The organism is Clavibacter lycopersici (genome assembly GCF_003576405.1).
Lineage (GTDB): Bacteria > Actinomycetota > Actinomycetes > Actinomycetales > Microbacteriaceae > Clavibacter > Clavibacter lycopersici.
Genome location: NZ_QWGT01000007.1, coordinates 1 through 23,143, shown reverse-complemented (window position 1 = coordinate 23,143; position 23,143 = coordinate 1). Strand labels below are relative to the sequence as shown.

Genomic DNA, 23,143 nt, shown 5'->3' with positions numbered 1-23,143 from the left:
CGCGGATCCGCTCCGACGCGGAGGCCCCGGCACGACGACGGGCCGCCCTCCCGGAGGAGGACGGCCCGTGCGTCACGCGTCCCGCAGGACGCCGGCGGGATCAGACGCCGTAGTACAGCTCGAACTCGAACGGGTGCGGGCGCTGCGCGAGGGGCTTGATCTCCATCTCGCGCTTGTACTCGATCCACGTCTCGATGAGGTCGGGCGTGAACACGTTGCCGGCGGTGAGGAACTCGTGGTCGGCCTCGAGCGCCTCGAGGGCGGCGCCGAGGGACGCGGGAACCTGCGGGATGTTCTTCGCCTCCTCGGGCGGGAGCTCGTAGAGGTCCTTGTCGACGGGCTCGTGCGGCTCGATGCGGTTCTTGATGCCGTCGATGCCGGCCATCAGCTGCGCCGCGAACGCGAGGTACGGGTTGCTCGACGCGTCGGGGGCGCGGAACTCGATGCGCTTGGCCTTCGGGTTCGTGCCCGTGATCGGGATGCGGATGGACGCCGAGCGGTTGCCCGCGGAGTACACCAGGTTGACGGGCGCCTCGAAGCCGGGCACGAGGCGGTGGTACGAGTTCACCGTCGGGTTCGTGAAGGCGAGGATGGCCGGCGCGTGCTTGAGGATGCCGCCGATGTACCAGCGCGCGAGGTCGGACAGGCCGCCGTAGCCGGCCTCGTCGTAGAACAGCGGCTTGCCGTCGTTCCACAGCGACTGGTGCGTGTGCATGCCCGAGCCGTTGTCGCCGAAGAGCGGCTTCGGCATGAACGTGGCCGTCTTGCCCCACTGCTCGGCCGTGTTCTTCACGATGTACTTGAACTTCAGGATGTCGTCCGCCGCGTGGACCATCGTGTCGAAGCGGTAGTTGATCTCGGCCTGGCCGCCCGTGCCCACCTCGTGGTGCGCGCGCTCGAGGATGAGGCCGGCGTCGATCAGCTTGAGGCTGATGTCGTCGCGGAGGTCGGCCTGCTTGTCGACCGGGCTGACGGGGAAGTAGCCGCCCTTGTAGGGCGTCTTGTTGCCGAGGTTGCCGCCCTCCTCCTCGCGTCCCGAGTTCCAGGCGCCCTCCTCGGAGTCGACCGAGTAGAAGCTCGTGTGCTGGTTCACCTCGTAGCGGACGTCGTCGAAGATGTAGAACTCCGCCTCGGGCGCGAAGAACGCGGTGTCGGCGATGCCGGACGCGGCGAGGAACTTCTCGGCCTTCTTGGCCACCTGGCGCGGGTCGCGGGCGTAGATCTCGCCGTTGCGGGGGTTGTAGATGTCGAACACCATGATGAGGGTGCGCTCGATGCGGAACGGGTCGATGTACGCCGTCGTCACGTCCGGGATGAGCTGCATGTCGGACTCGTGGATGCTCGCGAAGCCGCGGATGGACGAGCCGTCGAAGAGCTGGCCGACGGAGAAGAACTCCTCGTCGACGGTGGACGCGGGGATGTTGAAGTGCTGCTGCACCCCGGGCAGGTCGGTGAACCGGATATCGAGGAACTTGACGTCGGTGTCCTTGATGAACGCGAGCACCTCGGATGAGTCTCTGAACATGTGCTGTCTCCAAAAGGGGGCCGGAGCGGATGAGACTGACGGTTTCAGCCTCTCCGACCCTAGGGGGAAGGGGTTACCTCGCCATAACCGCCGTGTTTCCGCGATGTTACGCAGGCTGTCCCGGGCGCGTCGGCGACGCCTCCCATGGCCCGCCGACCAGGGGATCCGCGGCGCCCGCGCCTAGGATCGGGAGGTGCCCGCGACTCCCACGAACCCCGACCTCGGCGATCCCGGCCGCAACCGCTGGCCGGGGGAGCGCCTCGGCCTCCCCGAGCGCGGCCGCGGGTCCGTGGCGCGGGCCGGCCGCCGCATCGTCGGCATCTGTATCGACTGGGCCATCGCCGTGCTGGTCTCCTGGGCCTTCTTCGCCTACGACGCCACGGCCACGCTCGCGATCTTCGCCGTCATGCAGTACGTCCTCGTGATCACCCTCGGCGGCAGCGTCGGGCACGTCGTGCTCGGCATGCGCGTCCGCCCGCTCCAGGGCGGGTACGTGTCGCTGTGGCGTCCCGCCCTGCGCACCGTGCTGCTGTGCCTGGTCCTGCCGGCGGTCGTGTGGAACGCGGACCAGCGCGGCCTCCACGACGTGTTCTCGGGGACGGTGCTGGTCCGCACCTCCTGAGGCTCCCCGCGCAGTCGCGGCGACGGCACGGGCACCTGCTGGAGGCTCGCGCCGTCCACGCTCCAGGCGGGATCAGCCGGGCTCGCACCCGAGGTACACGAGCTCCGGGTCGACCCCGCCGAGCACGACCCGGGCAGGGGATCCCGCGCGCATCGCGCCGAGCTCGCGGCTCTCGGTCTCCCGGCCGTCGTCGGACCGCCCCGTGGTGACCTCGAAGCGGACCAGCGCAGCGCTGCAGTCCTCCGGCGCGGTCATGTCGAGGAGCGTGCACGAGGTCGTGTCCACGCACTCGCTGGCCCGGGACGCGGGATCGTCGACGGGCACGACGACCGCCCCCCGGGTCAGGTCGGCGCCCACCGTGGTGAAGCGCGCGCGCGTCGAGTCCTGGAAGCTGACGACGACGACCAGCACCCCGGCCAGCGCGCAGACCGCGGCGATCGACGGTCCGAGGCCGCGGCGGGCGCGCTCCCGCCGGGAGCGGCCGTAGGGCGAGAGCCGTTCGGGCGCCGGCGAGCGGGGAGGGTCCGACGGCATCCGATCGCGTGCCTGCGGACCCCGGCCGGCGGCTGGCCCCGTGGGGCCCGCGGCCGTGCGCTGCCGGAGGAGCAGGACATCCCGCGCGAGGGTCAGCTGCACGAAGCGCTCGTGCGCCGCCCTCAGCTGCTGCGGCGTGGCGCCGGGCAGCCGGTCGGGATGCGTCTCGCGTGCCTGCCTGAGGTACGCGCGGCCGATCGTCGGACGATCCGCGTCCGCGTCGACGCCGAGCAGCGCCGAAGCGGAGGACGGATCCATGGGCTCAGTCTGCGCCGGGCTCGTCACCTGCGCAAACACCGCGCGACAGCCGGATCAGCGTGCCCGCGACGGACGGACCTTGAACGGGTCGACGCCCTTGGGGATGGGCATGCTGTTCTGGCCGAGCGAGGTGAGGCGGTTGTTGACGGCCATGACCTCCGCCTTGGTGATGGTGCGGGGGAAGCGCTGCAGGCGGCCGGCCAGCTTGTGCAGCTCGACGGAGTCGGCGTCGGGGCCGACGAACACGAAGTGGACCGGCACGTTCGGCAGCACGCGGGCGATCTTGCGGCGCTCGTCCTCGAGCATGCGCGTGGTGCGGCTCTTGGGGCCCTCGCCGATGAGGGCGACGCCGGGGCGTCCCACTGCGCGGTACACGGCGTCCTGCGACTTGCCGTTGACGGCCACGGGCATCTCGCTGCCGACCCATCCGCGCTTCAGCGAGCTCCGGAGGACGACGCCCACGGCACCGGGCTGGCCCTTGATCTGCAGGTAGGCCGCGCGCTCCGCCTTGCGTCCGAGGACGATGAGGAAGGCGAGGATGCCCGCGAACACGCCGGCGATGACGAACAGGATGGCGGTCAGCCAGCTGCCGCCGGTGGCTAAGATCGCGAGCAGGATGCCGACGACGATCGGGCCCAGCAGCGCCAGGAGCATCCACCAGACCGAGCTCTTGTCGTAGCGCCGGGTCATCTGGAAGACCTGCCACATCTGCTTGATGCGGCCGGGTTCCTTGGGTGCCTTCGGAGAGGCTGTCTTGCGGGCCATGGTGCCCAGGATACCGGTGCACGGCCGGCCGCAGGAACGGCGTCGTCCCCCACAGGTGCGTGATGCGGCCACGATCCCCAGAGGCGGCCGCGGAGGGGCGCCCGTCTCCGCACCCCCGGCACACTCCCCAGGTGCGGATGCCCGGTCCCCGGCGACGGAGCCGAGCGCGGTCGCACAGAGGAGAGGACACACATCGATGCGTGACGGACGTGGTCGGCCGCGTGACGGGCGACCCGCGAGGTGGAAGCGGGACGACGGGGCCCCCGCCGGGGCAGCCGGGTCCGATCGATCGGCATCGGCGAGCCCCCCGGCGCCGCGGAGGCGCCGGGGCGGGGCGGTCCGCGGGACGAGCGGGTCCGGGGATGTCGGCACGACGGTCGCGGGGTACCGCCTCGTGCGGCTGATCGGGAAGGGCAGCCGCTGCGACGTGCACCTGGCCCGGCCCTGCCGTCCCCAGGATCCCGCGGCCGGACCGACGGAGAACGTCGCCGTGAAGATCGTGCCGGCCACCGAGCGCAGCCGAGGGGAGGCGGAGATCCTCGCCCTGCAGGCGGTCTCGTCCGAGCACGTGGTCGCGCTGCGTGACGTCGCCACCCTCGCCGACGGCAGCCTGTGCATCGTCCAGTCGCTCGGTCAGCGCGGCACCGCCGCGGCCCTGCTCGGCCGACGCGGCAGCCTCACGCGCGGGGAGACCGTGACGCTCGTGGCCTCCGTGCTCCGCGGGCTGGGCGACCTCCACCAGGCCGGGTTCGCGCACGGCGCCGTCGACCTGACGCACGTCGTCATCGACACGACAGGACGTCCGATGCTGGGCGGCCTCGGGTCCTCCTGCGTCGTAGACGGAGGAGCGGAGGACCGGCTCCGCGGCGTCGACCCCGTGGAGCAGGATCTGGCGAGGGTCGCGCGCATCGTGCAGGCTCTTCTCGACCCGGCGGACGCGGGAGGGCGCGCCTCCGGGGATCGGTGGGACACATGGCAGGCGCTCCTCGACTCCGCGATCCACGGGGAGTCCGACCTCACGGCACACGACCTCGCGGAGCGGCTGCTCGACGTCGCGGATGCTGCCCCGTTGGCCGAGGCGGCGGGATCCTCGCGCGGGGTGGATGACGACGAGCCCGCCCTACCGCGCGGCGCGGCCTCCGCGACCCTCCGAGCCCCTACCGACCGGGTCCCCCGCACGACCACTGGTCGCCGTGCGCGTCGGCCCTCCATGGCCACGCCGCCGGGCACGCACCGCCGGCACCGAGCAGTGCGCCAGCCTGGTGGTTCCGCCGCGCGCCGAGTCCGCGGCGCGGTGAGGAGAGAGCTCCGATCGGTCCGCCCGCGCGTCTGGGCGCTCGGGGCCTCCGCCCTCCTGCTCCTGATGCTGGGAGCCGTGGCGGTCCCGCTCCTCACCGGCCCCGCTCGCGGCGCGACGTTCGCGCCGGCGAGCACGTCGACCCCGACGACGACGCCGGGCACCAGCGCGGACGCGGAGGAGCCTCAGGCGACCGACACCGACGTGCAGACTGCGGCGTCCCCGGATCCGGACGTCGCCGCGCCGGCCCTCCTCCGGCTCCGGGCGGCCTGCCTGCGCCGTACCGACGTCACGTGCCTGAGCGGCGTGGACGAGGCGGGGTCCGCCGTCGAGGACGCGGATCGGAGCGCCATGGCCGCAAGCACGACCGAATCCCTCGACGACGCAGCACTCCATGCCGCGGATGCCCTCGGACCCGCACAGCGCCTGGGGGACGGTGCCCTCATCGAGCTGCGGCCCGGCGTCGACGCCGACGCCGCGGCCCCGTCAGCCCCCGCCGACGGAACCGGGGGATCCGCCTCCGGACGCCGACCGGCCTCCCTCCTGATAGTCAGGGGGGAGGCCGGATGGCGGATCAGGGACCTGATGGACGACCGGTGAGATCGCCGCGGAGCCCTTCGGGTGGCTAGATGCCCAGGTCGGCGTCGAACGCGCCCGCCTCGAGCCGGTTCTTGACGGCGACGAGGAAGCGGGAGGCGTCGGCCCCGTCGACGATCCTGTGGTCGTAGGACAGCGCGAGGTAGACGGTCGAGCGGATGGCGATGGTGTCCTGCCCGTCCGCCGTGATGACCACCGGGCGCTTGGTCACGATGCCGGTGCCCAGGATCGCGGACTGCGGCAGGAACACCACGGGGGTGTCGAACAGCGCGCCGCGCGATCCGGTGTTGGTCAGCGTGAAGGTGCCGCCGGCGAGCTCGTCCGGCGACAGCTTGTTGTCGCGCGTGCGAGCGGCGAGGTCGGCGATCTCCGACGCGAACTGCGCGAGGTTCTTGCCCTCGGCGTTCTTCACGACGGGCGTGAGCAGACCGCGCTCCGTGTCGACCGCGATGCTGATGTTCTCGTGGTCGGGGTACACGATGCTGTCGCCGTCGACCGTCGCGTTCACGACGGGGTACGCCTTGAGCGCCTCCGCGGCGGCGAGGGCGAAGAACGGCAGGAACGAGAGCTTGACGCCGGTCTTCTCGAGGAAGTCGCCCTTCACGCGGTCGCGGAAGCGGGCGACCTTCGTGACGTCGACCTCGACCACCGAGGTCAGCTGCGCGGTGGACTGCATCGACACGACAGCGCGGTCGGCGATGAGCTTGCGCATGCGCGACATCTTGGCGGTGGTGCCGCGTAGCGGGGACGTCTCGAGGGGAGCGGCGGCGGCGGGCGCGGCGGGAGCCGAGGCCGTCGGGGCGCTCTTCGAGGCGGCGGCCTCGGCGGCGGCGAGCACGTCCTCCTTGCGGATGCGTCCGCCCACACCGGTACCGGTCACGGTGCCGATGTCGACGCCGCGCTCGTTGGCGAGCTTCCGGACCAGGGGGGTGACGTAGCCCGCGTTGCCGGAAGCCGCCGGAGCCGCGGCAGGAGCCGGCGCAGCGGCAGGAGCAGCGGCAGGAGCCGGAGCTGCGGCAGCGGGTGCCGGCGCTGCCGGGGCGGGAGCGGGGGTCTCCTGGGCAGCGGGGGTCTCCTGCTCGGCGGCCGGGGCCGGCTCGGGCTCGACGGGCGCAGGGGCCTCCGCGTCGTCGTCCGCCTCGGTGGAGGGGATCACGGTGTCCTCGACGGCCTCGTCAGCCGCTGCCTCGGGCTCCTCGGTCGCGGCGGCGGGCTCCTCGGCGGCGGGCTCCTCGGCGGGAGCGTCACCGCCGCCGGACCCGTCGCCGATGCGCACCAGGACGGCGCCGACCTCGACGGTCTCGTCCTCCTGGACGAGGATCTCCTCGATCACGCCGGCGACGGGCGAGGGGATCTCGGTGTCGACCTTGTCGGTCGACACCTCGAGCAGGGGCTCGTCGACCTCGACGTGGTCGCCGACGTTCTTGAGCCAGCGGGTCACCGTGCCCTCGGTGACGCTCTCGCCGAGTGCGGGGAGGTTGACGGATTCGCTCATGGGGTTGTCTCCTTCAGGCCCGACTCCGGACCCGGCTTGTGTGTCGGTGTTGGCAGGGTGCTACAGGGCGTGCAGAGGGGTCCCGGCGAGGGCCAGGTGGGCCTCCCCGAGCGCCTCGTTCTGAGTGGGGTGGGCGTGCACCAGGCCGGCGACGTCCTCGGGGTAGGCCTCCCAGTTCACGATGAGCTGGCCTTCGCCGATGAGCTCGCCGACGCGCGCGCCGATCATGTGGATGCCGACGACGGGGCCGTCCTGCACGCGGACCACCTTGATGGATCCCGCCGTGCCGAGGATGGAGCTCTTGCCGTTGCCGCCGAGGTTGTACTCGTAGGAGGAGACCTTGTCGGCGCCGAACTTCTCGACGGCCTTCGCCTCGCTGTAGCCGACGCTCGCGACCTCGGGGTCGGAGTAGGTGACCTTGGGGATGTTGATGTCCTCGACGACGACGGGCTTGTTGCCCGCGATCTCCTCGGCGACGAAGATGCCCTGCTGGAACCCGCGGTGCGCGAGCTGCAGGCCGGGGACGATGTCCCCCACCGCGTAGACGCCGGGGATGCTGGTCTGGAGCCGCTCGTCCGTGAGCACGAACCCGCGGTCCGTCTTCACGCCCGCCTCCTCGAACCCGAGGCCCTGCGTGGCGGGGCCGCGGCCGACGGCGACCAGCAGGATGTCGGCGTCGTAGGACGTGCCGTCCTCCAGCGTGACCTGGACGCCCTGGTCGTCCTGCGTGACCTGCTTGAAGCGCACGCCGAGCGAGAACGCGATGCCGCGCTTGCGGAACGCCCGCTCGAACTGCTTGCTGATCGACTCCTCCTCGTTGGGCACGAGGTGGGGGAGGGCCTCGATGATCTGCACGTCCACGCCGAAGGAGCGCCAGACGGAGGCGAACTCGACGCCGATGACGCCGCCGCCGAGGATCGCCACCTTCTTGGGGATGTAGTCGAGCTCGAGGGCCTGCTCGCTCGTGATGACGCGGCCGCCGATCTCGAGGCCGGGGAGCGTGCGCGAGTAGGAGCCGGTCGCGAGGACGATGCTCTTCCCGGTGATGGTCTGGTCGCCGACCTGCACGGTCGTGCCGGAGGTCAGGCGCCCCTCGCCCTCGATGACGGTGATGCCGCGCGCCTTGATGAGCCCCTGGAGGCCCTTGTACTTGCTGGCGACGATGGCCTCGCGGTACGCCGTGACGCGGGCGATGTCCACACCGTCGAACGTGACGTTGACGCCGTACTTCTCCGACTCGCGCGAGACATCGGCCACCTCGGCCGAGTGCAGGAGCGCCTTCGTGGGGATGCAGCCGCGGTGGAGGCAGGTGCCGCCGAGCTTGCCCTTCTCCACGAGGCCCACGGTCTTGCCCAGCTGAACAGCACGGAGGGCCGCTGCGTAGCCGCCGCTCCCGCCGCCGAGCACCACCACGTCAAAGTTCTGTTCCGACACCCAGGATCTCCCTCGTATGCATCAAGGTCGTCTCATGCGACCGCCCGACCGGGCAGGCGCGGGACCCCCTCAGGAGGCCTCTCCGAGCCTACTACGCGCGTGAAAAACCGGCGGCCAGGGCCAGGAGCGTGCGGACGGCGACGCCGGTCGGGCCCTTGCCGGTGAAGCCGTGACCGCCGCCCTTGTTGTGCGACGGCCCGGCGATGTCGATGTGCGCCCACGGGATCCGAGGAGCGTCCTCCGCCTCGCCGGTCCGGCCCACGAACTCCTTGAGGAACACGCCCGCGACGAGCATCCCGCCGGCCGGGTTGCCGGGCTTGACGTTCGCGATGTCGGCGATGTCGGAGTTGAGGAGCGCGCGCATCTCCTCCGGGAGCGGCATGCCCCACATGCTCTCGCCCTGCTCGCGCGCCGCGTCGAGGAGGCGGGCGACCAGCGCGTCCTCGCCCATGACGGCGGAGTACCGCTCGCCGAGCGCGACCACCTGGGCGCCGGTCAGCGTCGCGATGTCGACGATGGCGTCCGGGTGCTCCTCGCTGGCGGCCACGATCCCGTCCGCCATCACGAGCCGGCCCTCCGCGTCCGTGTTCAGGACCTCGACGGTCGTGCCGCCGCGCATGCGGAGGACGTCGTCCGGCCGGATCGCGGATCCGGACGGCATGTTCTCGGCGATGCAGAGCCATGCGGTGAGGCGCACCGGCAGCTCCAGCCGCGCCGCGGCCACGACGACCTCGAGGACGGTGGCCGCGCCGGTCATGTCGTACTTCATGCCGATCATCGGCACGGCGGGCTTCAGCGAGACGCCGCCGGTGTCGTAGGTGATGCCCTTGCCCACGAGCGCGAGGTGCCGCGTCGCGCCGGCGGGGGAGTAGGCGACCTTCACGAGGCGGGGCGGGCGCGTCGAACCCTGGCCGACGCCGAGGATCCCGCCGAAGCCGTCCGCCGCGAGCGCCTCCTCGTCCCAGACGCGGACGTCGACGGGGAGCCCGGCGGTGCGCTCCCGGACGGCGTCCACGAAGGTCGCGGGGTAGAGGTCGAGGGGCGGGGTGTTGACGAGGTCCTTGGTCCCGGCGACGGCGCCGGCGACCGCAGTAGCGCGGGCGACCGCCTCATCGGCGTCCTCGTCGGTCCAGGAATCACCCTGCGCGAGCACGACGACGGCGGAGGCGCGGGGCTTCTGGCCGGCGAGCGAGTCCCGACGGTAGGAGTCGAAGGAGTAGACCCCGAGGGCCGCGCCCTCGAGCACCGCGGTGAGGTCCGCGAGCGAGGACACGGGCACGGCGACCGCGACCCGCCCGACGCCGCGCAGCTGCCGGGTGGCGCTGCCCACGGCATAGCGGAGCGCGACGGCGTCCAGGGGACCCGAGCCCACGCCCACGAGCGCGATCGTGCGTGCCGCCGTGCCCGTCCCGGCGATGCGGACGACCTCGTCGCGGCCGCCCGTCACGCCGATCGCGGTCAGGCCCTCGGCGTCGAGCTCGAGTCCCTCGGGGGCGTGCACGCGGATCCCCTCCCTCTCGCTGGAGACGGCGACGACGAGCGCGTCGGCCTCCACGTCGACGGCGCGGTCGGAGGACACGGAGAGCTGGGGGAGGGTCATGGGCGACGAGCCTACCGACGCCCGCGGACCCGTGCGTCGGAGCACGGGGCGCGCGTACCTGACCGAGGCGGGCGCCGGACGGGATGGCCGTGGCGGCCGTGTTCGCTCTGGGCGGCACGGGCGGGACCTTGTCCGGGAGGGGCCGTCGGGGGCGCGGCTTAGAGTGGATGCATGGCAGACGCGGACGGACTGTACGAGATCGACACCGACATCGGCGAGGTCCCAACCGGCCTGCCCCTGGTCGCCGGGCTCACCGGTTTCTCGGACGCGGGATCCGGCGTCTCCCAGGTCAGCGAGTACCTGCTGAGCACCCTGAGCCACCGCGACGTGCTGCGCTTCGACACCGACACCCTGCTCGACTACCGGGCTCGGCGTCCCACCATCTACTTCGACCAGGACCACCTCGCCGACTACCGTCCGGCGCGGCTGGCCCTCTACCTCGCGCACGACGAGATCGGGCAGCCGTTCCTCCTCCTCACCGGGTTCGAGCCCGACTTCCGCTGGGAGGCGTTCACCGCTGCTGTCCTCGGCATCGTCGACCGCTACCGGGTCTCCACCACCACGTGGGTGCACAGCATCCCGATGCCGGTGCCGCACACGCGCGACATCAACGTGACGGTGAGCGGCAACCGCACCGAGCTCATCGACGCGCTCAGCGTGTGGAAGCCGCACACGCAGGTCCCGGCGAACGCGCTCCACCTCGTGGAGCACCGCCTGCACGACGCGGGCCACCCCGTCGCGGGCTTCGTCCTCCTCGTCCCGCACTACCTCGCGGACACCGAGTTCCCCCTCGCCGCGGTCGCCGCGCTCGAGAGCATCAGCGCCGCCACGGGGCTCATCTTCCCGACCGACCGCCTCCGCGAGGAGGGCCGCGACTTCGTGGGCCGCATCGACGAGCAGGTCGCGGGCAACCAGGAGCTGGCGCGCCTCGTCACGACGCTCGAGGAGCGCTACGACAGCTACATGGAGGACACGCCCCTCAAGTCGCCGCTCACCGACGAGGACGGCGCGCTTCCGACGGCGGACGAGATCGCCGCCGAGCTCGAGAAGTTCCTCGCACGGCGCCGCCCCGGCGACGGCGACGCGGCCTGACGCTCCGGCCCTGAGCCGAGCCCGGTCGGCGGGCACCGGCGTCCCGCGGTCCGCGGCGTCGGTATCCTCGTCTCGATGAGCACCCGCCGCGCCCGCATCGTCCTCGGCGTCGCCATGGTTGCGTACCTCTCCTCCGTGCTGCAGCGCGGCTCGCTCGGCATCGCGTCCGTGGAGGCCGGCGAGAGGTTCCACGCCTCCGCGTCGCTGCTGTCGACGCTCGCCGTCACGCAGCTGGTCGTGTACGCGGCGCTGCAGATCCCGGTCGGCGTGCTGATCGACCGGATCGGCCCACGTGCGCTGCTCGCGGCCGGGGCGCTCCTGATGGTGGCCGGGCAGGTCACGCTCGCTCTCTCCACCTCGCTCGAGGTCGCGATCCTCGGACGCATGCTCGTCGGGGCGGGGGACGCGATGACGTTCGTCTCCGGCCTGCGCCTCATCAACTCCTGGTTCTCGGGTCCGCGCGTTCCGGTGCTGTCCCAGTGGTTCGCGAACGTGGGTCAGCTCGGGCAGGTGCTGTCGGCGATCCCGCTCTCGATCGTGCTGCACACGGCGGGGTGGACGCCCGCCTTCCTCGGCTCGGCGTCCGTGGCGGTCGTCGCCGTGGTCGCGGTCCTCGTCGCCGTGCGCGACCGGCCGACGGGCGACGTGCCGCCGCCGCGCGTGCCCTGGGGGGACTCGATGCGCGAGCTCGGTCGGAGCCTGCGTCGGCCCGGCACGCAGCTCGGCTTCTGGTCGCACTTCGTCACGCAGTCGTCCGGCGTCGTGTTCAGCCTCCTCTGGGGCTTCCCGTTCCTCGTGGACGGCCTGGGTTACAGCCCGGCGCTGGCATCGGGCCTCCTCATCGTGATCGTGGCGTCCGGCATGGTCGTGGGCCCGGTGATCGGCATCCTCACCGGGCGCTTCCCGTTCCGACGCTCCAACCTCGTCCTCGGCGTCGTCGCGATGATGGGCGCGGCCTGGGCGCTCCTGCTCCTGTGGCCGGGCGTGCCGCCGCTCGCCGTCGTGCTGCTGGTGGTCGTCGCGATCGGCATCGGCGGACCCGGGTCGCAGGTCGGTCTCGACTTCGCGCGGACGTTCAACCCGCCCCGGAGCCTCGGCGCTGCCTCCGGGATCGTCAACGTCGCCGGGTTCACCGCGAGCTTCACGATGATGCTGCTCATCGGGATCGCGCTCGACGTGCAGGACGGGATCCGGGTCGCGGGCGGTGCACCGAGCGACCTCTACGCGTTCGACTCGTTCCGCGTCGCCTTCGCCGTGCAGTACCTCGTGGTGGGCTTCGGCGCGCTGATGCTCGTGCGGACCAGGCGGCGCACCCGGCGCCTGCTCGCCGACGAGGGAATACGGGTGGGGCCCCTGTGGGTTGCCTACCTCGACAGGCGACGCCGACGCCGCGCGTGACGCCGGCCCGCACACGGGCGACATTGGCTCGCCCCCGCGCCCATCCGTGCAATAATCAGGTACGGACCCGTTCATGTCCTGCATCTCGCACCACCTCGGTGGTGGCATCACCTCGGTGATGCGTGAGCAGCGGACTTGACATGGGTCCTAGCAATGTCCGAAAACAACCCCGACCCACCTCCGGCAGGTCTCCCCGCAGCGTCACCGCGGAGCGCGCGACCGGTCGTCGTGGGGACGAAAGGTGTTCGCATGGCCACCCCCTCCACCCCGTCCGCCACCCTGGACGCGGCCGCCGCGACCGGCACGGCCGACGACGCCGCGACGGGTGAGGCGAAGGCACCCGCCAAGCGCGCCCCTGCGCGCAAGACGGCTGCCGCCAAGGCGCCCACGACGAAGACGGCGCCGGCCGCCAAGGCGCCCACGAAGGCCGCCGCCGCCAAGGCCGCGGCAGCGGAGAGCGACGAGCCCCTCGCCGCCGACGCTCCCGAGGCTCCCGCCAAGGCACCCACCGCACGCGCCAAGGCAGCCGCCGCCAAGAAGGCCGCTGCCGCCGCGGGCGATGCCGCGCCCGCCAAGGCGCCGCGCAAGACCGCCGCCAAGAAGACGACGGCCGCGGGCCCCGGAGAGGCGTCCGACGACGACGCCGAGGAGGCCGTCGTCCCCGTCGCCGAGGACGACACGGACGACGAGGTCACCGAGGACGGCGCGGTCAAGCCGCCGGTCGTGCTCGAGCCGCTCCCCACGGGCGCCATGGTGCTGTCGAACAAGGACGAGGACGAGGACGTCCCCGTCTACTCGACGACCATCACAGGCGCCACGGCCGACCCCGTCAAGGACTACCTCAAGCAGATCGGCAAGGTCGCGCTGCTCAACGCCGCGGAGGAGGTCGAGCTCGCCATGCGCATCGAGGCGGGCCTCTTCGCCGAGGACAAGCTGGCGAACACCCCCGGCATCTCGCGCGAGCTGGAGCGCGAGCTGCGCTGGGTGGCGCGCGACGGCCAGCGCGCCAAGAGCCACCTGCTGGGCGCGAACCTCCGCCTCGTGGTCAGCCTCGCCAAGCGCTACACGGGTCGCGGGATGCAGTTCCTGGATCTCATCCAGGAGGGCAACCTCGGCCTCATCCGCGCGGTCGAGAAGTTCGACTACACCAAGGGCTTCAAGTTCTCGACCTACGCGACGTGGTGGATCCGCCAGGCGATCACGCGCGCCATGGCCGACCAGGCGCGCACCATCCGCATCCCGGTGCACATGGTCGAGGTCATCAACAAGCTCGCCCGCGTGCAGCGCCAGATGCTGCAGGACCTGGGCCGCGAGCCCACGCCCGAGGAGCTGTCGCGCGAGCTGGACATGACGCCCGAGAAGGTCATCGAGGTCCAGAAGTACGGCCGCGAGCCCATCTCCCTGCACACGCCCCTCGGCGAGGACGGCGACAGCGAGTTCGGCGACCTCATCGAGGACACCGAGGCCGTGGTCCCCGCGGATGCCGTGGGCTTCACGATGCTGCAGAAGCAGCTGGAGTCGCTCCTCGACTCGCTCTCCGAGCGCGAGGCGGGCGTGATCCGCATGCGCTTCGGCCTCGGCGACGGCATGCCGAAGACCCTCGACCAGATCGGCGACACGTTCGGGGTCACGCGCGAGCGGATCCGCCAGATCGAGTCGAAGACCATGGCCAAGCTCCGTCACCCGTCGCGCTCGCAGTCGCTGCGCGACTACCTCGAGTAGGCCGTGCCCCTGCGCCTCGCCGTCGCCGCAGGACGGGCCGCCCGCTGGGCCGCCCGTCTCCGCGGCGGCGGCTCCGCCGTGCCCGGCGTCGTCGCCCTCCGCCTCGAGCCCCGCTTCCTGGAGCGGACCATCGCCGACCTGCCGCACGGCGTGGTCGCCGTCACCGGCTCCAACGGCAAGTCGACGACCACCCACATGCTCACCGCGGTGCTCCGTGCCCACGGTCTGCGGGTCTTCACCAACCCGTCGGGCGGGAACCTGCCCCAGGGGATCGCGTCGGCCGTGCTCGCGGACGCCGACGCATCCGGGCGCCTGGACGCCGACGTCGCCGTGCTCGAGATCGACGAGGCGTACGGCGTCGCTCTCTCCGCGCTGCTGACGCCGCGCACCGTGCTGCTGCTCAACATCCAGATCGACCAGCTCAACCGGTTCCACGAGCCCGACCGCGTGGTCGGCATGCTCGAACGGATCGCCGCGACGGCGACCGAGGCCGTGGTCGCCAACCGGGACGACGCCCACGTCAACGCCATCGCCGCGCACGCTGCGGGGTCAGGCCGGGCTGCCGTGGACTGGTTCGGCGTGTCCGAGGAGCTGCTGGGGGACAGCAAGCACGGCCTGGCGTCCGCCCCGCGCTTCGGATCCGAGGATCCGGACCCCGTGCGCGTCGACGCCGGCGTCGAGGCCGTGGCGCTCTCGGGTCGGGAGGCGGTCTTCCGCCTGGCGTCCGGCGACCTCCCCGTGACGCTCCCGTCGCGCGGCCTGCACTACGCCGTCGACGCAGCGGGTGCGATCGCCACGGCGCGGCGCGTGCTCGGCGACCGCTTCGATCCGGCTCTGGCCGCCGAGGGCCTCGGCTCCGTGGCCGCGGTCTACGGCCGCGGCGAGATGCTGCGCGCAGGCGACGAGGACATCGAGATCATCATGATGAAGAACCCGGCGAGCCTGCAGATGAACCTCGACGCGCTCGGCGACCCGCCCGAGCAGGTGCTCCTCGCCGTGGACGACGGCACGCCCGACCCGTCGTGGATCTACGACACCGACCTCTCCGCGCTCACGCACGCCGACGTCGTCTCCGGCACCAAGGGCTACCAGCTGGCGGTCCGGTTCGGCTACGAGGGACTCGAGGTCGGCCGCGTCGAGCCCGACCTGCGGCGCGCCGTCCAGGCGTTCCTCGCCATGGAGAAGCCGTCCCGCGGCGTCAAGACCATGATCGTCAACTACGAGCAGATGATGGCGATCCGCCGCATCCTCGGGTACACGGACCTCGAGGGAGGACCCGCGTGAGCGACGCCCTGCGCATCCTGCACCTCTACCCCGAGGAGCTCGGCATCAACGGCGACCGCGGCAACGTGACCGTGCTTGTCGAGCGCGCCCGCATCCGCGGGATCCGCACCGAGGTGGTCCGCCACGCGCCGGGCGGCGGCCACCCGGGCGACGCCGACCTGGTGATCGCGGGATCCGGTCCGCTGACCGCGCAGCGCGCCGTGCTGCCCGACCTCGTCTCGCACGCCCCGCACCTCGTCGCCCTCCAGGAGGCCGGCGTCCCGCTGCTCGCGGTGGGCGGGGGCCTGCAGCTCCTGGGCGAGTCCGTGCGCCTCGCCGACGGCGGCGAGCTCGTCGGCGCGGGCGTGCTGCCGGTGCGCACGACCCTCACATCCGAGCGACGCGTGGGCGACCTCGTGCTCGACACTCCGGAAGGCGACGTCGTGGGCTACGAGAACCACGGATCCACCCTCGACATCGGGGAGAACGCGCCCCTCGGCACCGTGCGCGCCGGCTTCGGGAACGGCGGCCAGGGCGGGGGAGAGGGCGTGCGCGTCGGCGCGTCGATCGGCACCCACCTCGGCGGACCCGTCCTCGCGCTCAACCCGCGGCTCGCGGACGAGCTCCTCTCGGCGGCGCTGGCCCGGCACGGCCGCGAGCTGCCCGCCGACATCTCGGGCACGCTCGACCGGCTCGACGGGTGGGCGCGCGAGGCACGCGCGACCGTCATGGCCCGTCCCGCGCACTACTGACGCGTCGCGGACGCCGAGCGTCCGGACATGACGAAGGGCGCATCCCCTGAGCGGGGATGCGCCCTTCGCGCTGCGCCGGTCGGAGCCGGTGCGATCGTCCTACGCGCGCTCGTCGAGCAGGCGGCTCGACTCGTCGTGCCAGCTGGTGGCGATGGCCGACAGCTTCTCCTGGTACTTCTTGCCGTGGTGGGCGCAGAAGAGGAGCTCGCTGCTGTTCACCTCGACGCGGATGTAGGCCTGGGCGCCGCAGCTGTCGCAGCGGTCGTTGGCGGTGAGCTGGTGGTTGTCGAGCTCGTCCACGGGACGCTCGGTCGCGGTCGGTGTCATGTGATGCTCCCCTCCGGGTCGGGTCTGGGTCGAGCCGAATGGATCAAGTAGACCACGTGCTCCCGGCAGTCGACCCGACCGCGGACGCCTGTTTCGCTCTGCGCGTAGGGCGCGGGGCGGAGGACGGCGGTTCGGAGGGGGAGGCGGCGGGCGGCGGTTAAGATCGATACCGGCTCGCGTCCGGCGATTGCCGGACGTACATGGAGGACAGCACGTGGCAGCATCCGATTATTCCGCCCGTCACCTCTCCGTCCTCGAGGGCCTCGAGGCGGTGCGCAAGCGGCCCGGCATGTACATCGGATCCACCGACTCGCGCGGCCTCATGCACTGCCTGTGGGAGATCATCGACAACAGCGTCGACGAGGCGCTCGGCGGGCACGGCGACCGCATCGACGTCAGGCTCCACCCCGACGGCAGCGTCGAGGTGCGCGACACCGCCCGCGGGGTCCCGGTCGACATCGAGCCCAAGACCGGCCTCTCCGGCGTCGAGGTGGTCTTCACCAAGCTGCACGCCGGCGGCAAGTTCGGATCCGGCTCCTACGCCTCATCGGGCGGCCTGCACGGCGTGGGCGCGTCCGTGGTGAACGCCCTCTCGGAGCGCCTCGACGTCGAGGTCGACCGCGGCGGCAAGACGTACGCCATGTCGTTCCGGCGGGGCGAGCCGGGCATCTTCGAGGACCAGGGCGAGGCCAGCCCCGACGCGCCGTTCCGCCCCTTCACGTCCGGGAGCGAGCTGCGGGTCGTCGGCAAGGTGCGCAAGGGCGTCACCGGCACGCGGATCCGCTACTGGGCCGACCGGCAGATCTTCACCCGCGGCGCGTCCTTCCTCACCGAGGAGCTCCTCGGCCGCGCCCGCCAGACGGCGTTCCTCGTCCCCGGCCTCAGCATCGACATCGAGGACCTCCGCGGCGAGCAGCCCGTGCGCGAGTCCTTCCGCTTCGACGGCGGCATCGCCGAGTTCGTCGACCACCTGGCCGTCGACGCGCCGCTCACGGACACGTGGCGGCTCGAGGGATCCGGCACCTTCACGGAGACCGTCCCCGTGCTCACCGACGGCGGCGCCATGGTGCCGACCGAGCTCACGCGCGAGTGCGCCGTCGACATCGCGCTCCGCTGGGGCACGGGCTACGACACGCGCTTCAAGTCGTTCGTCAACATCATCGCGACGCCCAAGGGCGGCACGCACCAGGCGGGCTTCGAGGCGGGCCTGCTCAAGTTCGTGCGCGCGCAGGTCGAGGCCAACGCCCGGAAGCTGAAGGTGGGCACCGACAAGCTGGAGAAGGACGACGTGCTCGCCGGCCTCACGGCCGTGCTGACCGTGCGCTTCCCGGAGCCGCAGTTCGAGGGCCAGACCAAGGAGGTGCTCGGCACCCCCGCCGTGCGGGCGATCGTCTCGCAGGTCGTGCAGAAGGCGATGGCCGAGCGCTTCGCGTCGACCCGCCGCGAGGACAAGGCGCAGACCGCGGTGCTGCTGGAGAAGGTCGTCGGGGAGATGAAGTCGCGCATCTCCGCGCGCACACACAAGGAGACGCAGCGGCGGAAGAACGCCCTGGAGAGCTCGTCCCTTCCCGCCAAGCTCGTCGACTGCCGGTCGAACGACGTCGCGAACAGCGAGCTCTTCATCGTCGAGGGCGACTCCGCGCTCGGCACCGCGAAGCTCGCGCGCGACAGCGAGTACCAGGCGCTGCTGCCGATCCGCGGCAAGATCCTCAACGTGCAGAAGGCGTCGCTGCCCGACATGCTCTCGAACACCGAGTGCGCCTCGATCATCCAGGTGCTGGGCGCGGGATCCGGCCGCACCTTCGACCTGTCGGCGGCTCGCTACGGGAAGATCATCATCATGAGCGACGCCGACGTCGACGGCGCCCACATCCGCACGCTGCTGCTCACGCTGTTCTTCCGCTACATGCGGCCCATGATCGACGAGGGCCGGGTCTTCGCCGCCGTGCCGCCGCTGCACCGCGTGGTGGTCATGAACCCGGGCTCGAAGCCCAACGACGTGACCTACACGTACTCCGAGCGGGAGCTCACGGCCGTGCTCGCGCAGGCGAAGCGGCAGGGCAAGCGCTACCAGGACCCGATCCAGCGCTACAAGGGCCTGGGCGAGATGGACGCCGACCAGCTGGCGACGACGACGATGGACCGGCGGAACCGCACGCTCCGCCGTGTCCGCGTCGACGACGCGGAGGCCGCCGCGCGCATGTTCGAGCTGCTCATGGGCAACGACGTCGCGCCCCGCAAGGAGTTCATCATCGACGGCGCCGGATCCGTGCGGGACCGCATCGACGTGTGATCCGCGGGGTGCTCCCGGCATGCGCGGACGGCCGCGGACCCTGGTGGCCCGCGGCCGTCCGCATCCGTGCCTCGCTCGCCTACGTCTCCAGCGGAGCGGAGCCGTCCTCGGCGGACGGCTCGACGAGGCCCGCGGCCGCGCCGGACGCGGCGTCCGGCGCCTCGGCGGGCGTGACCGCCTGGCCGACGCTGCCGATCGCCTTCTCGAGGGGGATGCCGGACCCGTCGCGCTTCATGCCCGTGGGCGGCAGCTGGCGGACCTCGCCCGCGGGTCCCACCGCGAGGGCCGGGCCGGGACCCACCCACGCGAGCGCGAGATGGTCCTCGCCCTTGAGGTAGGCGTGCGCCCGGACGCCGCCCGTGGCGCGGCCCTTGCGCGGGAAGTCGCCGAACGCCGAGACCTTGGCGCGTCCCGGATCCACGCCCGCGATGGTGGCGGACGACGCCGAGACGGTGACGACCTCCGCGCCCTCGGGCGCGACGGAGGAGAAGAACAGCACGCGCGCGCCGGCGGCGAGGTTGACGCCGGCGACGCCGCCCGCCTGGATGCCCTGCGGCCGCACGGACACCGCGGGGAAGTGCAGGAGCTGGGCCTCGCTGGTGACGAAGACGAGCTCGTCCGTCTCCGCACCCTGCCGCGCCCCGACGACCTCATCGCCCTTCTTGAGCGCGATGACCTCGTACTCGGGCTTCGCGGGCAGGGCGGACGGCGCGACGCGCTTCACGACGCCCTGGCGCGTGCCCAGCGCGATCGCCTCCTCGGTGCCGAGCGCCACCAGCGCGACGACGCGCTCCTTCCTGTCCGTGAGGCCGAGGTAGTCGCGGATCCGGACGCCGGCCCCCAGCTGCACGCTGGCGACCGGCACGACCGGCAGGTCGACGGGCGTCATCGTGATCAGGCGGCCGGTGTTCGTGACGGCGCCGATGCGGGTGCGGCTCGTGGTCTCGATCGCCGTGAGGACGGCGTCGTGGGAGCTGCGGCGGACCGTCTGCAGCGGGGTGCCCGGTGCGTCGGCCGGCAGGTCGACCCGCACCGCCCGCCCGGTCGTCGACAGCAGCACCCGGCACGGGACGTCGGCGATCTCGAGGACGGGTGCGGATCGACGGCTCGACGCCCCGGCGACGCTCGGCGCCGCCTCGGTGAGCAGCGTGCGGCGCGGCGTGCCGAAGCGGTCGGCGACCTCCTGCAGCTCGGTCGAGACGAGGGCGCGCAGCCGTCGCGGATCCGCGAGGATCGCCTCGAGCTCGGCGATCTCGGCCTGCAGCCGGTCGCGCTCCTCCTCGAGCTCGATGCGGCTGAACCGCGTGAGCCGGCGGAGGCGGAGCTCCAGGATGTACTCGGCCTGCAGCGTCGACAGGTCGAACACGTCCATGAGACGGGCGCGCGCCTGCTCGGTGTCGTCGCTCCCGCGGATGACCTGGATCACCTCGTCGATGTCGAGGATCGCGATGAGGAGGCCGAGCACGAGATGCAGGCGCTCCTGCCGGCGCGCGAGGCGGTACCGCGTGCGACGGGTGACGACGTCGAGGCGGTGCGCCACGTAGACCTGCAGCAGCTCCTTCAGCCCCAGCGTCTGCGGGCTGCCGTCGACGAGCGCGACGTTGTTGATGCTGAAGCCGTCCTCCAGCGGCGTGTAGCGGTACAGCTGCTCGAGCACCGCCTCGGGGTTGAAGCCCGTCTTGATCTCGATCACGAGCCGCAGCCCGTGCGTGCGGTCGGTGAGGTCGGTGACGTTCGTGATCCCCGACAGCTTCTTGTTCTGGACGCCGTCCTTGATCTTCTCGATGACCTTCTCGGGGCCCACGAGGTACGGCAGCTCGGTGACGACGAGGCCCGACTTGCGCGGCGTGAGGCTCTCGACGGAGACGCGCGCGCGGGTCTTGAAGCTGCCGCGGCCGGTGAGGTACGCGTCCTTCACGCCCGACAGCCCGATGATCGTGCCGCCCGTGGGCAGGTCGGGCCCGGGGACGAACGCCATGAGGTCGTCGAGCGTCGCGTCGGGGTGGTCGATGAGGTGACGCGCGGCGCCCACGACCTCGATGAGGTTGTGCGGCACCATGTTCGTCGCCATGCCGACCGCGATCCCGCTGGCGCCGTTGACCAGCAGGTTCGGGAACGCCGCCGGCAGGACGGCCGGCTGCATGAACGCGTTGTCGTAGTTCGGGACGAAGTCCACGACGTCCTCGTCGAGCCCCTCGACCATCGCGAGCGCGGACGCCGCGAGCCGGGCCTCCGTGTAACGGGGCGCCGCCGGCCCGTCGTCGAGCGACCCGAAGTTGCCGTGCCCGTCGATGAGCGGCACCCGCAGCGTGAACGGCTGCGCCATGCGCACCATCGCGTCGTAGATGGCCGTGTCGCCGTGCGGGTGGAGCTTGCCCATCACCTCGCCCGTGACGCGGGCGCTCTTCACGTGCCCGCGGTCGGGACGCAGGCCCATCTCGCTCATCTGGTAGAGGATCCGGCGCTGCACGGGCTTGAGCCCGTCGCGCGCGTCCGGCAGGGCGCGGGAGTAGATGACCGAGTAGGCGTACTCGAGGAACGAGTTCTCCATCTCCGTGGAGACGTCGACGTCCTCGATCCGCTCGGCGGGCTCGTCGGGCGTGGTGTTCGTGCTGGAGGGACTCATGGACTCTCTGGGTCGGTGTCGGCGCTCGGTCTCATCGGCGTCGTGACGCGGATGCGCGCCGGGCTGCTGTGGCAGACTGGGCCGGATGGCCCCCATGCTACCGGCGCCCGGATCCGGCCGGATGAGCCTCACCGCGGTGATGCCCGGCTGCCTCGCCGCCCTCGCGGGGGTGGGGTCGGAGGCCGACCTCCCGCCGGTCGACCGCGCGGTCGTCGTCCTCGTCGACGGGCTCGGCTCCGCCGCCCTCCGCGCCCGCGCCGGCCACGCCCGCCATCTCGTCCAGGGCTGGCGGAAGAAGGACGTCGTGGACGTGGGCTTCCCCACCACGACCGCCGCGAGCATCACCTCGCTCACCACCGGCGTGCGCGCCGGCGAGCACGGCCTCGTCGGCTACAGCGCGCTGGATCCCGCGCACGACCGCGTCCTCAAGCTGCTCTCCGGGTGGGACGCCCGCAGCGCGCCGGAGGAGTGGCAGCCGGTGCCGACCGTCTTCGAGCGGGCCGTCGCCGCGGGCGTCCCCGCGTTCGTGGTCGGCTCCGCCCGCTACGCCGGATCCGGGTTCTCCCGCGCGGCGCTGCGCGGGGCGACCCACGTCGCGGCCGAGTCGATCGCCGAGCGCTTCGCCACCACCCGGGCGCTCATGGACCGGGAACCGCGCGCGCTCGTCTACCTCTACGTCCCCGAGCTCGACCAGACCGCGCACTCGCACGGCTGGGAGTCGGATCGCTGGCTCCGCGGGCTCGAGGAGCTCGATGCGGCGGCGGGGCCCTTCATCGACCGCCTCGGTGCCCGCGAGGGCGCGCTGATCACCGCCGACCACGGCATCGTCGACGTCCCCGCCGGATCCCAGGTGCTGTTCGACCGGGTGCCGGAGCTGGTGGCCGGCGTCCGGCACGTCGCGGGGGAGCCGCGCTGCCTGCACCTGCACCTCGAGCCCGGCGCGGACGCCGACGCCCTCGCCGACGCCTGGCGCGCATCGGAGGGGACGCGCGCCCACGTCGCGACGCGCGCCGAGGCCATCGCCGCGGACTGGTACGGGCCGGTCCGCGACGGCGTCGCGGAGCGCATCGGCGACGTCGTCGTGGCCACGCGCTCGCTCATCGCCTACTACGACGGACGCCCGCGGGACCAGGGCGCGCGCCGCATGATCGGCCAGCACGGGTCCTTCTCGGACGAGGAGCGCCTGGTGCCCCTCATCCGCGCCGGCGCGTTCGCGCGCGGCTGAGGCCCGAGACGACGACGGCCGGACCGCCCCGGGGGCGATCCGGCCGTCTCCTCCGCCGGGTCAGGCCAGGTGGTCGTCGTCGCTGCGCGCCCCGAACACGATCTCGTCCCAGCTCGGCATCGCCGTGCGCCCCCGTCGGCCGGACGGCTTCCCGGAGCCGCGGCCCTCGCCGGAGCCGGGCGTTCGCAGGCCCTCGTCCTCGGTCTCGTCGCGGGGCCGGTCGCGGCCGGTGTCCACGCGGCCGATGCCGGGGATCACCGCGGACCGCAGCGGCGGCACGGAGCGCTGGCCGCCGCGCGGGCGGGACAGCGGCTCGTC

Annotated in this window: 17 protein-coding genes and 1 pseudogene; 9 read left to right on the top strand and 9 right to left on the bottom strand. The window is 72.5% G+C overall.

Annotation, left to right across the window (positions count from 1 at the left end; all coding sequences use genetic code 11):
• Positions 1–100: 100 nt before the first annotated feature.
• Positions 101–1,525 carry a type I glutamate--ammonia ligase gene (glnA, locus tag DZG00_RS01230; protein WP_119381109.1) on the bottom strand — a complete coding sequence of 475 codons (1,425 nt, stop codon included), beginning with the start codon at positions 1,523–1,525 and terminating at the stop codon, positions 101–103.
• A gap of 193 nt (positions 1,526–1,718) precedes the next feature.
• Here glnA and DZG00_RS01225 point away from each other — a divergent pair, with 193 nt between their 5' ends.
• Positions 1,719–2,147 (top strand): RDD family protein, encoded by a 429-nt coding sequence (locus DZG00_RS01225; protein ID WP_119381108.1) that lies wholly within the window; start codon positions 1,719–1,721, stop codon positions 2,145–2,147.
• A gap of 72 nt (positions 2,148–2,219) precedes the next feature.
• Here the strand turns inward: DZG00_RS01225 and DZG00_RS01220 are convergent, their stop codons facing one another.
• Both DZG00_RS01220 and DZG00_RS01215 read right to left on the bottom strand, forming a co-directional pair.
• The gene (locus DZG00_RS01220; protein ID WP_119381107.1) at positions 2,220–2,939 is read right to left on the bottom strand and encodes a J domain-containing protein; all 720 of its coding nucleotides are present in this window, start codon (positions 2,937–2,939) and stop codon (positions 2,220–2,222) included.
• Positions 2,940–2,993: 54 nt separating this feature from the next.
• Positions 2,994–3,704 carry a DUF4191 domain-containing protein gene (locus DZG00_RS01215; RefSeq protein ID WP_119381106.1) on the bottom strand — a complete coding sequence of 237 codons (711 nt, stop codon included), beginning with the start codon at positions 3,702–3,704 and terminating at the stop codon, positions 2,994–2,996.
• Positions 3,705–3,900: 196 nt separating this feature from the next.
• Here DZG00_RS01215 and DZG00_RS01210 point away from each other — a divergent pair, with 196 nt between their 5' ends.
• Positions 3,901–5,601 carry a protein kinase domain-containing protein gene (locus DZG00_RS01210; protein ID WP_119381105.1) on the top strand — a complete coding sequence of 567 codons (1,701 nt, stop codon included), beginning with the start codon at positions 3,901–3,903 and terminating at the stop codon, positions 5,599–5,601.
• A 25-nt stretch (positions 5,602–5,626) separates the two neighbouring features.
• Here DZG00_RS01210 and sucB read toward each other — a convergent pair whose 3' ends face one another.
• The 3 genes from sucB to DZG00_RS01195 all read right to left on the bottom strand — a co-directional run bounded on the left by sucB (position 5,627) and on the right by DZG00_RS01195 (position 10,127).
• Positions 5,627–7,093 (bottom strand): 2-oxoglutarate dehydrogenase, E2 component, dihydrolipoamide succinyltransferase, encoded by a 1,467-nt coding sequence (sucB, locus tag DZG00_RS01205; RefSeq protein WP_119381104.1) that lies wholly within the window; start codon positions 7,091–7,093, stop codon positions 5,627–5,629.
• A gap of 60 nt (positions 7,094–7,153) precedes the next feature.
• On the bottom strand, positions 7,154–8,527 hold the full coding sequence (gene lpdA, locus DZG00_RS01200; protein WP_119381103.1) for a dihydrolipoyl dehydrogenase: 1,374 nt from the start codon (positions 8,525–8,527) through the stop codon (positions 7,154–7,156).
• A gap of 91 nt (positions 8,528–8,618) precedes the next feature.
• On the bottom strand, positions 8,619–10,127 hold the full coding sequence (locus DZG00_RS01195) for a leucyl aminopeptidase (RefSeq protein WP_119381102.1): 1,509 nt from the start codon (positions 10,125–10,127) through the stop codon (positions 8,619–8,621).
• 171 nt (positions 10,128–10,298) lie between these two features.
• On the opposite strand from DZG00_RS01195, the gene DZG00_RS01190 reads away from it, so the two are divergent.
• The 5 genes from DZG00_RS01190 to DZG00_RS01170 all read left to right on the top strand — a co-directional run bounded on the left by DZG00_RS01190 (position 10,299) and on the right by DZG00_RS01170 (position 16,354).
• Positions 10,299–11,219 carry a proteasome assembly chaperone family protein gene (locus tag DZG00_RS01190; protein ID WP_086513467.1) on the top strand — a complete coding sequence of 307 codons (921 nt, stop codon included), beginning with the start codon at positions 10,299–10,301 and terminating at the stop codon, positions 11,217–11,219.
• 75 nt (positions 11,220–11,294) lie between these two features.
• Entirely contained in the window at positions 11,295–12,617 is a 1,323-nt protein-coding gene (locus DZG00_RS01185) for an MFS transporter (protein WP_119381101.1), read from the top strand.
• A gap of 249 nt (positions 12,618–12,866) precedes the next feature.
• Complete coding sequence (locus tag DZG00_RS01180; protein ID WP_119381100.1) at positions 12,867–14,339, top strand: RNA polymerase sigma factor; 1,473 nt, start codon at positions 12,867–12,869, stop codon at positions 14,337–14,339.
• Positions 14,340–14,342: 3 nt separating this feature from the next.
• Positions 14,343–15,623, top strand: coding sequence for a Mur ligase family protein (locus DZG00_RS01175; RefSeq protein ID WP_119455320.1), 1,281 nt, complete (start codon positions 14,343–14,345; stop codon positions 15,621–15,623).
• Positions 15,620–16,354, top strand: coding sequence for a type 1 glutamine amidotransferase (locus DZG00_RS01170; RefSeq protein WP_119382568.1), 735 nt, complete (start codon positions 15,620–15,622; stop codon positions 16,352–16,354). The genes DZG00_RS01175 and DZG00_RS01170 overlap by 4 nt, the downstream gene beginning before the upstream one ends.
• Positions 16,355–16,453: 99 nt before the next feature.
• Here the strand turns inward: DZG00_RS01170 and DZG00_RS01165 are convergent, their stop codons facing one another.
• Positions 16,454–16,681, bottom strand: coding sequence for a DUF7455 domain-containing protein (locus tag DZG00_RS01165; RefSeq protein WP_012038337.1), 228 nt, complete (start codon positions 16,679–16,681; stop codon positions 16,454–16,456).
• A gap of 214 nt (positions 16,682–16,895) precedes the next feature.
• Between DZG00_RS01165 and DZG00_RS01160 the strand changes: the two genes are divergently transcribed.
• Positions 16,896–18,974 (top strand): DNA gyrase/topoisomerase IV subunit B, encoded by a 2,079-nt coding sequence (locus tag DZG00_RS01160; RefSeq protein ID WP_119382567.1) that lies wholly within the window; start codon positions 16,896–16,898, stop codon positions 18,972–18,974.
• A gap of 79 nt (positions 18,975–19,053) precedes the next feature.
• On the opposite strand, the gene DZG00_RS01155 is transcribed toward DZG00_RS01160, so the two are convergent.
• Positions 19,054–21,600, bottom strand: a complete 2,547-nt coding sequence (locus DZG00_RS01155; protein WP_119455319.1) for a DNA gyrase/topoisomerase IV subunit A — start codon at positions 21,598–21,600, stop codon at positions 19,054–19,056.
• Positions 21,601–21,685: 85 nt separating this feature from the next.
• Between DZG00_RS01155 and DZG00_RS01150 the strand changes: the two genes are divergently transcribed.
• Positions 21,686–22,825 (top strand): alkaline phosphatase family protein, encoded by a 1,140-nt coding sequence (locus DZG00_RS01150; protein WP_119382699.1) that lies wholly within the window; start codon positions 21,686–21,688, stop codon positions 22,823–22,825.
• Between the two features lie 60 nt (positions 22,826–22,885).
• On the opposite strand, the pseudogene DZG00_RS01145 reads toward DZG00_RS01150, so the two are convergent.
• Positions 22,886–23,143: pseudogene (locus DZG00_RS01145) on the bottom strand (septation protein SepH); the annotation flags it as partial.

Bases quoted from the DNA above. Each gene is read 5' to 3' on its own strand.
- DZG00_RS01165 (WP_012038337.1), bottom strand. From the start codon at position 16,681: ATGACACCGACCGCGACCGAGCGTCCCGTGGACGAGCTCGACAACCAC.
- sucB (WP_119381104.1), bottom strand. From the start codon at position 7,093: ATGAGCGAATCCGTCAACCTCCCCGCACTCGGCGAGAGCGTCACCGAG.
- glnA (WP_119381109.1), bottom strand. From the start codon at position 1,525: ATGTTCAGAGACTCATCCGAGGTGCTCGCGTTCATCAAGGACACCGAC.
- DZG00_RS01190 (WP_086513467.1), top strand. From the start codon at position 10,299: ATGGCAGACGCGGACGGACTGTACGAGATCGACACCGACATCGGCGAG.
- DZG00_RS01180 (WP_119381100.1), top strand. From the start codon at position 12,867: ATGGCCACCCCCTCCACCCCGTCCGCCACCCTGGACGCGGCCGCCGCG.
- DZG00_RS01220 (WP_119381107.1), bottom strand. From the start codon at position 2,939: ATGGATCCGTCCTCCGCTTCGGCGCTGCTCGGCGTCGACGCGGACGCG.
- DZG00_RS01210 (WP_119381105.1), top strand. From the start codon at position 3,901: ATGCGTGACGGACGTGGTCGGCCGCGTGACGGGCGACCCGCGAGGTGG.
- DZG00_RS01215 (WP_119381106.1), bottom strand. From the start codon at position 3,704: ATGGCCCGCAAGACAGCCTCTCCGAAGGCACCCAAGGAACCCGGCCGC.
- DZG00_RS01155 (WP_119455319.1), bottom strand. From the start codon at position 21,600: ATGAGTCCCTCCAGCACGAACACCACGCCCGACGAGCCCGCCGAGCGG.
- DZG00_RS01195 (WP_119381102.1), bottom strand. From the start codon at position 10,127: ATGACCCTCCCCCAGCTCTCCGTGTCCTCCGACCGCGCCGTCGACGTG.
- DZG00_RS01150 (WP_119382699.1), top strand. From the start codon at position 21,686: ATGGCCCCCATGCTACCGGCGCCCGGATCCGGCCGGATGAGCCTCACC.
- DZG00_RS01185 (WP_119381101.1), top strand. From the start codon at position 11,295: ATGAGCACCCGCCGCGCCCGCATCGTCCTCGGCGTCGCCATGGTTGCG.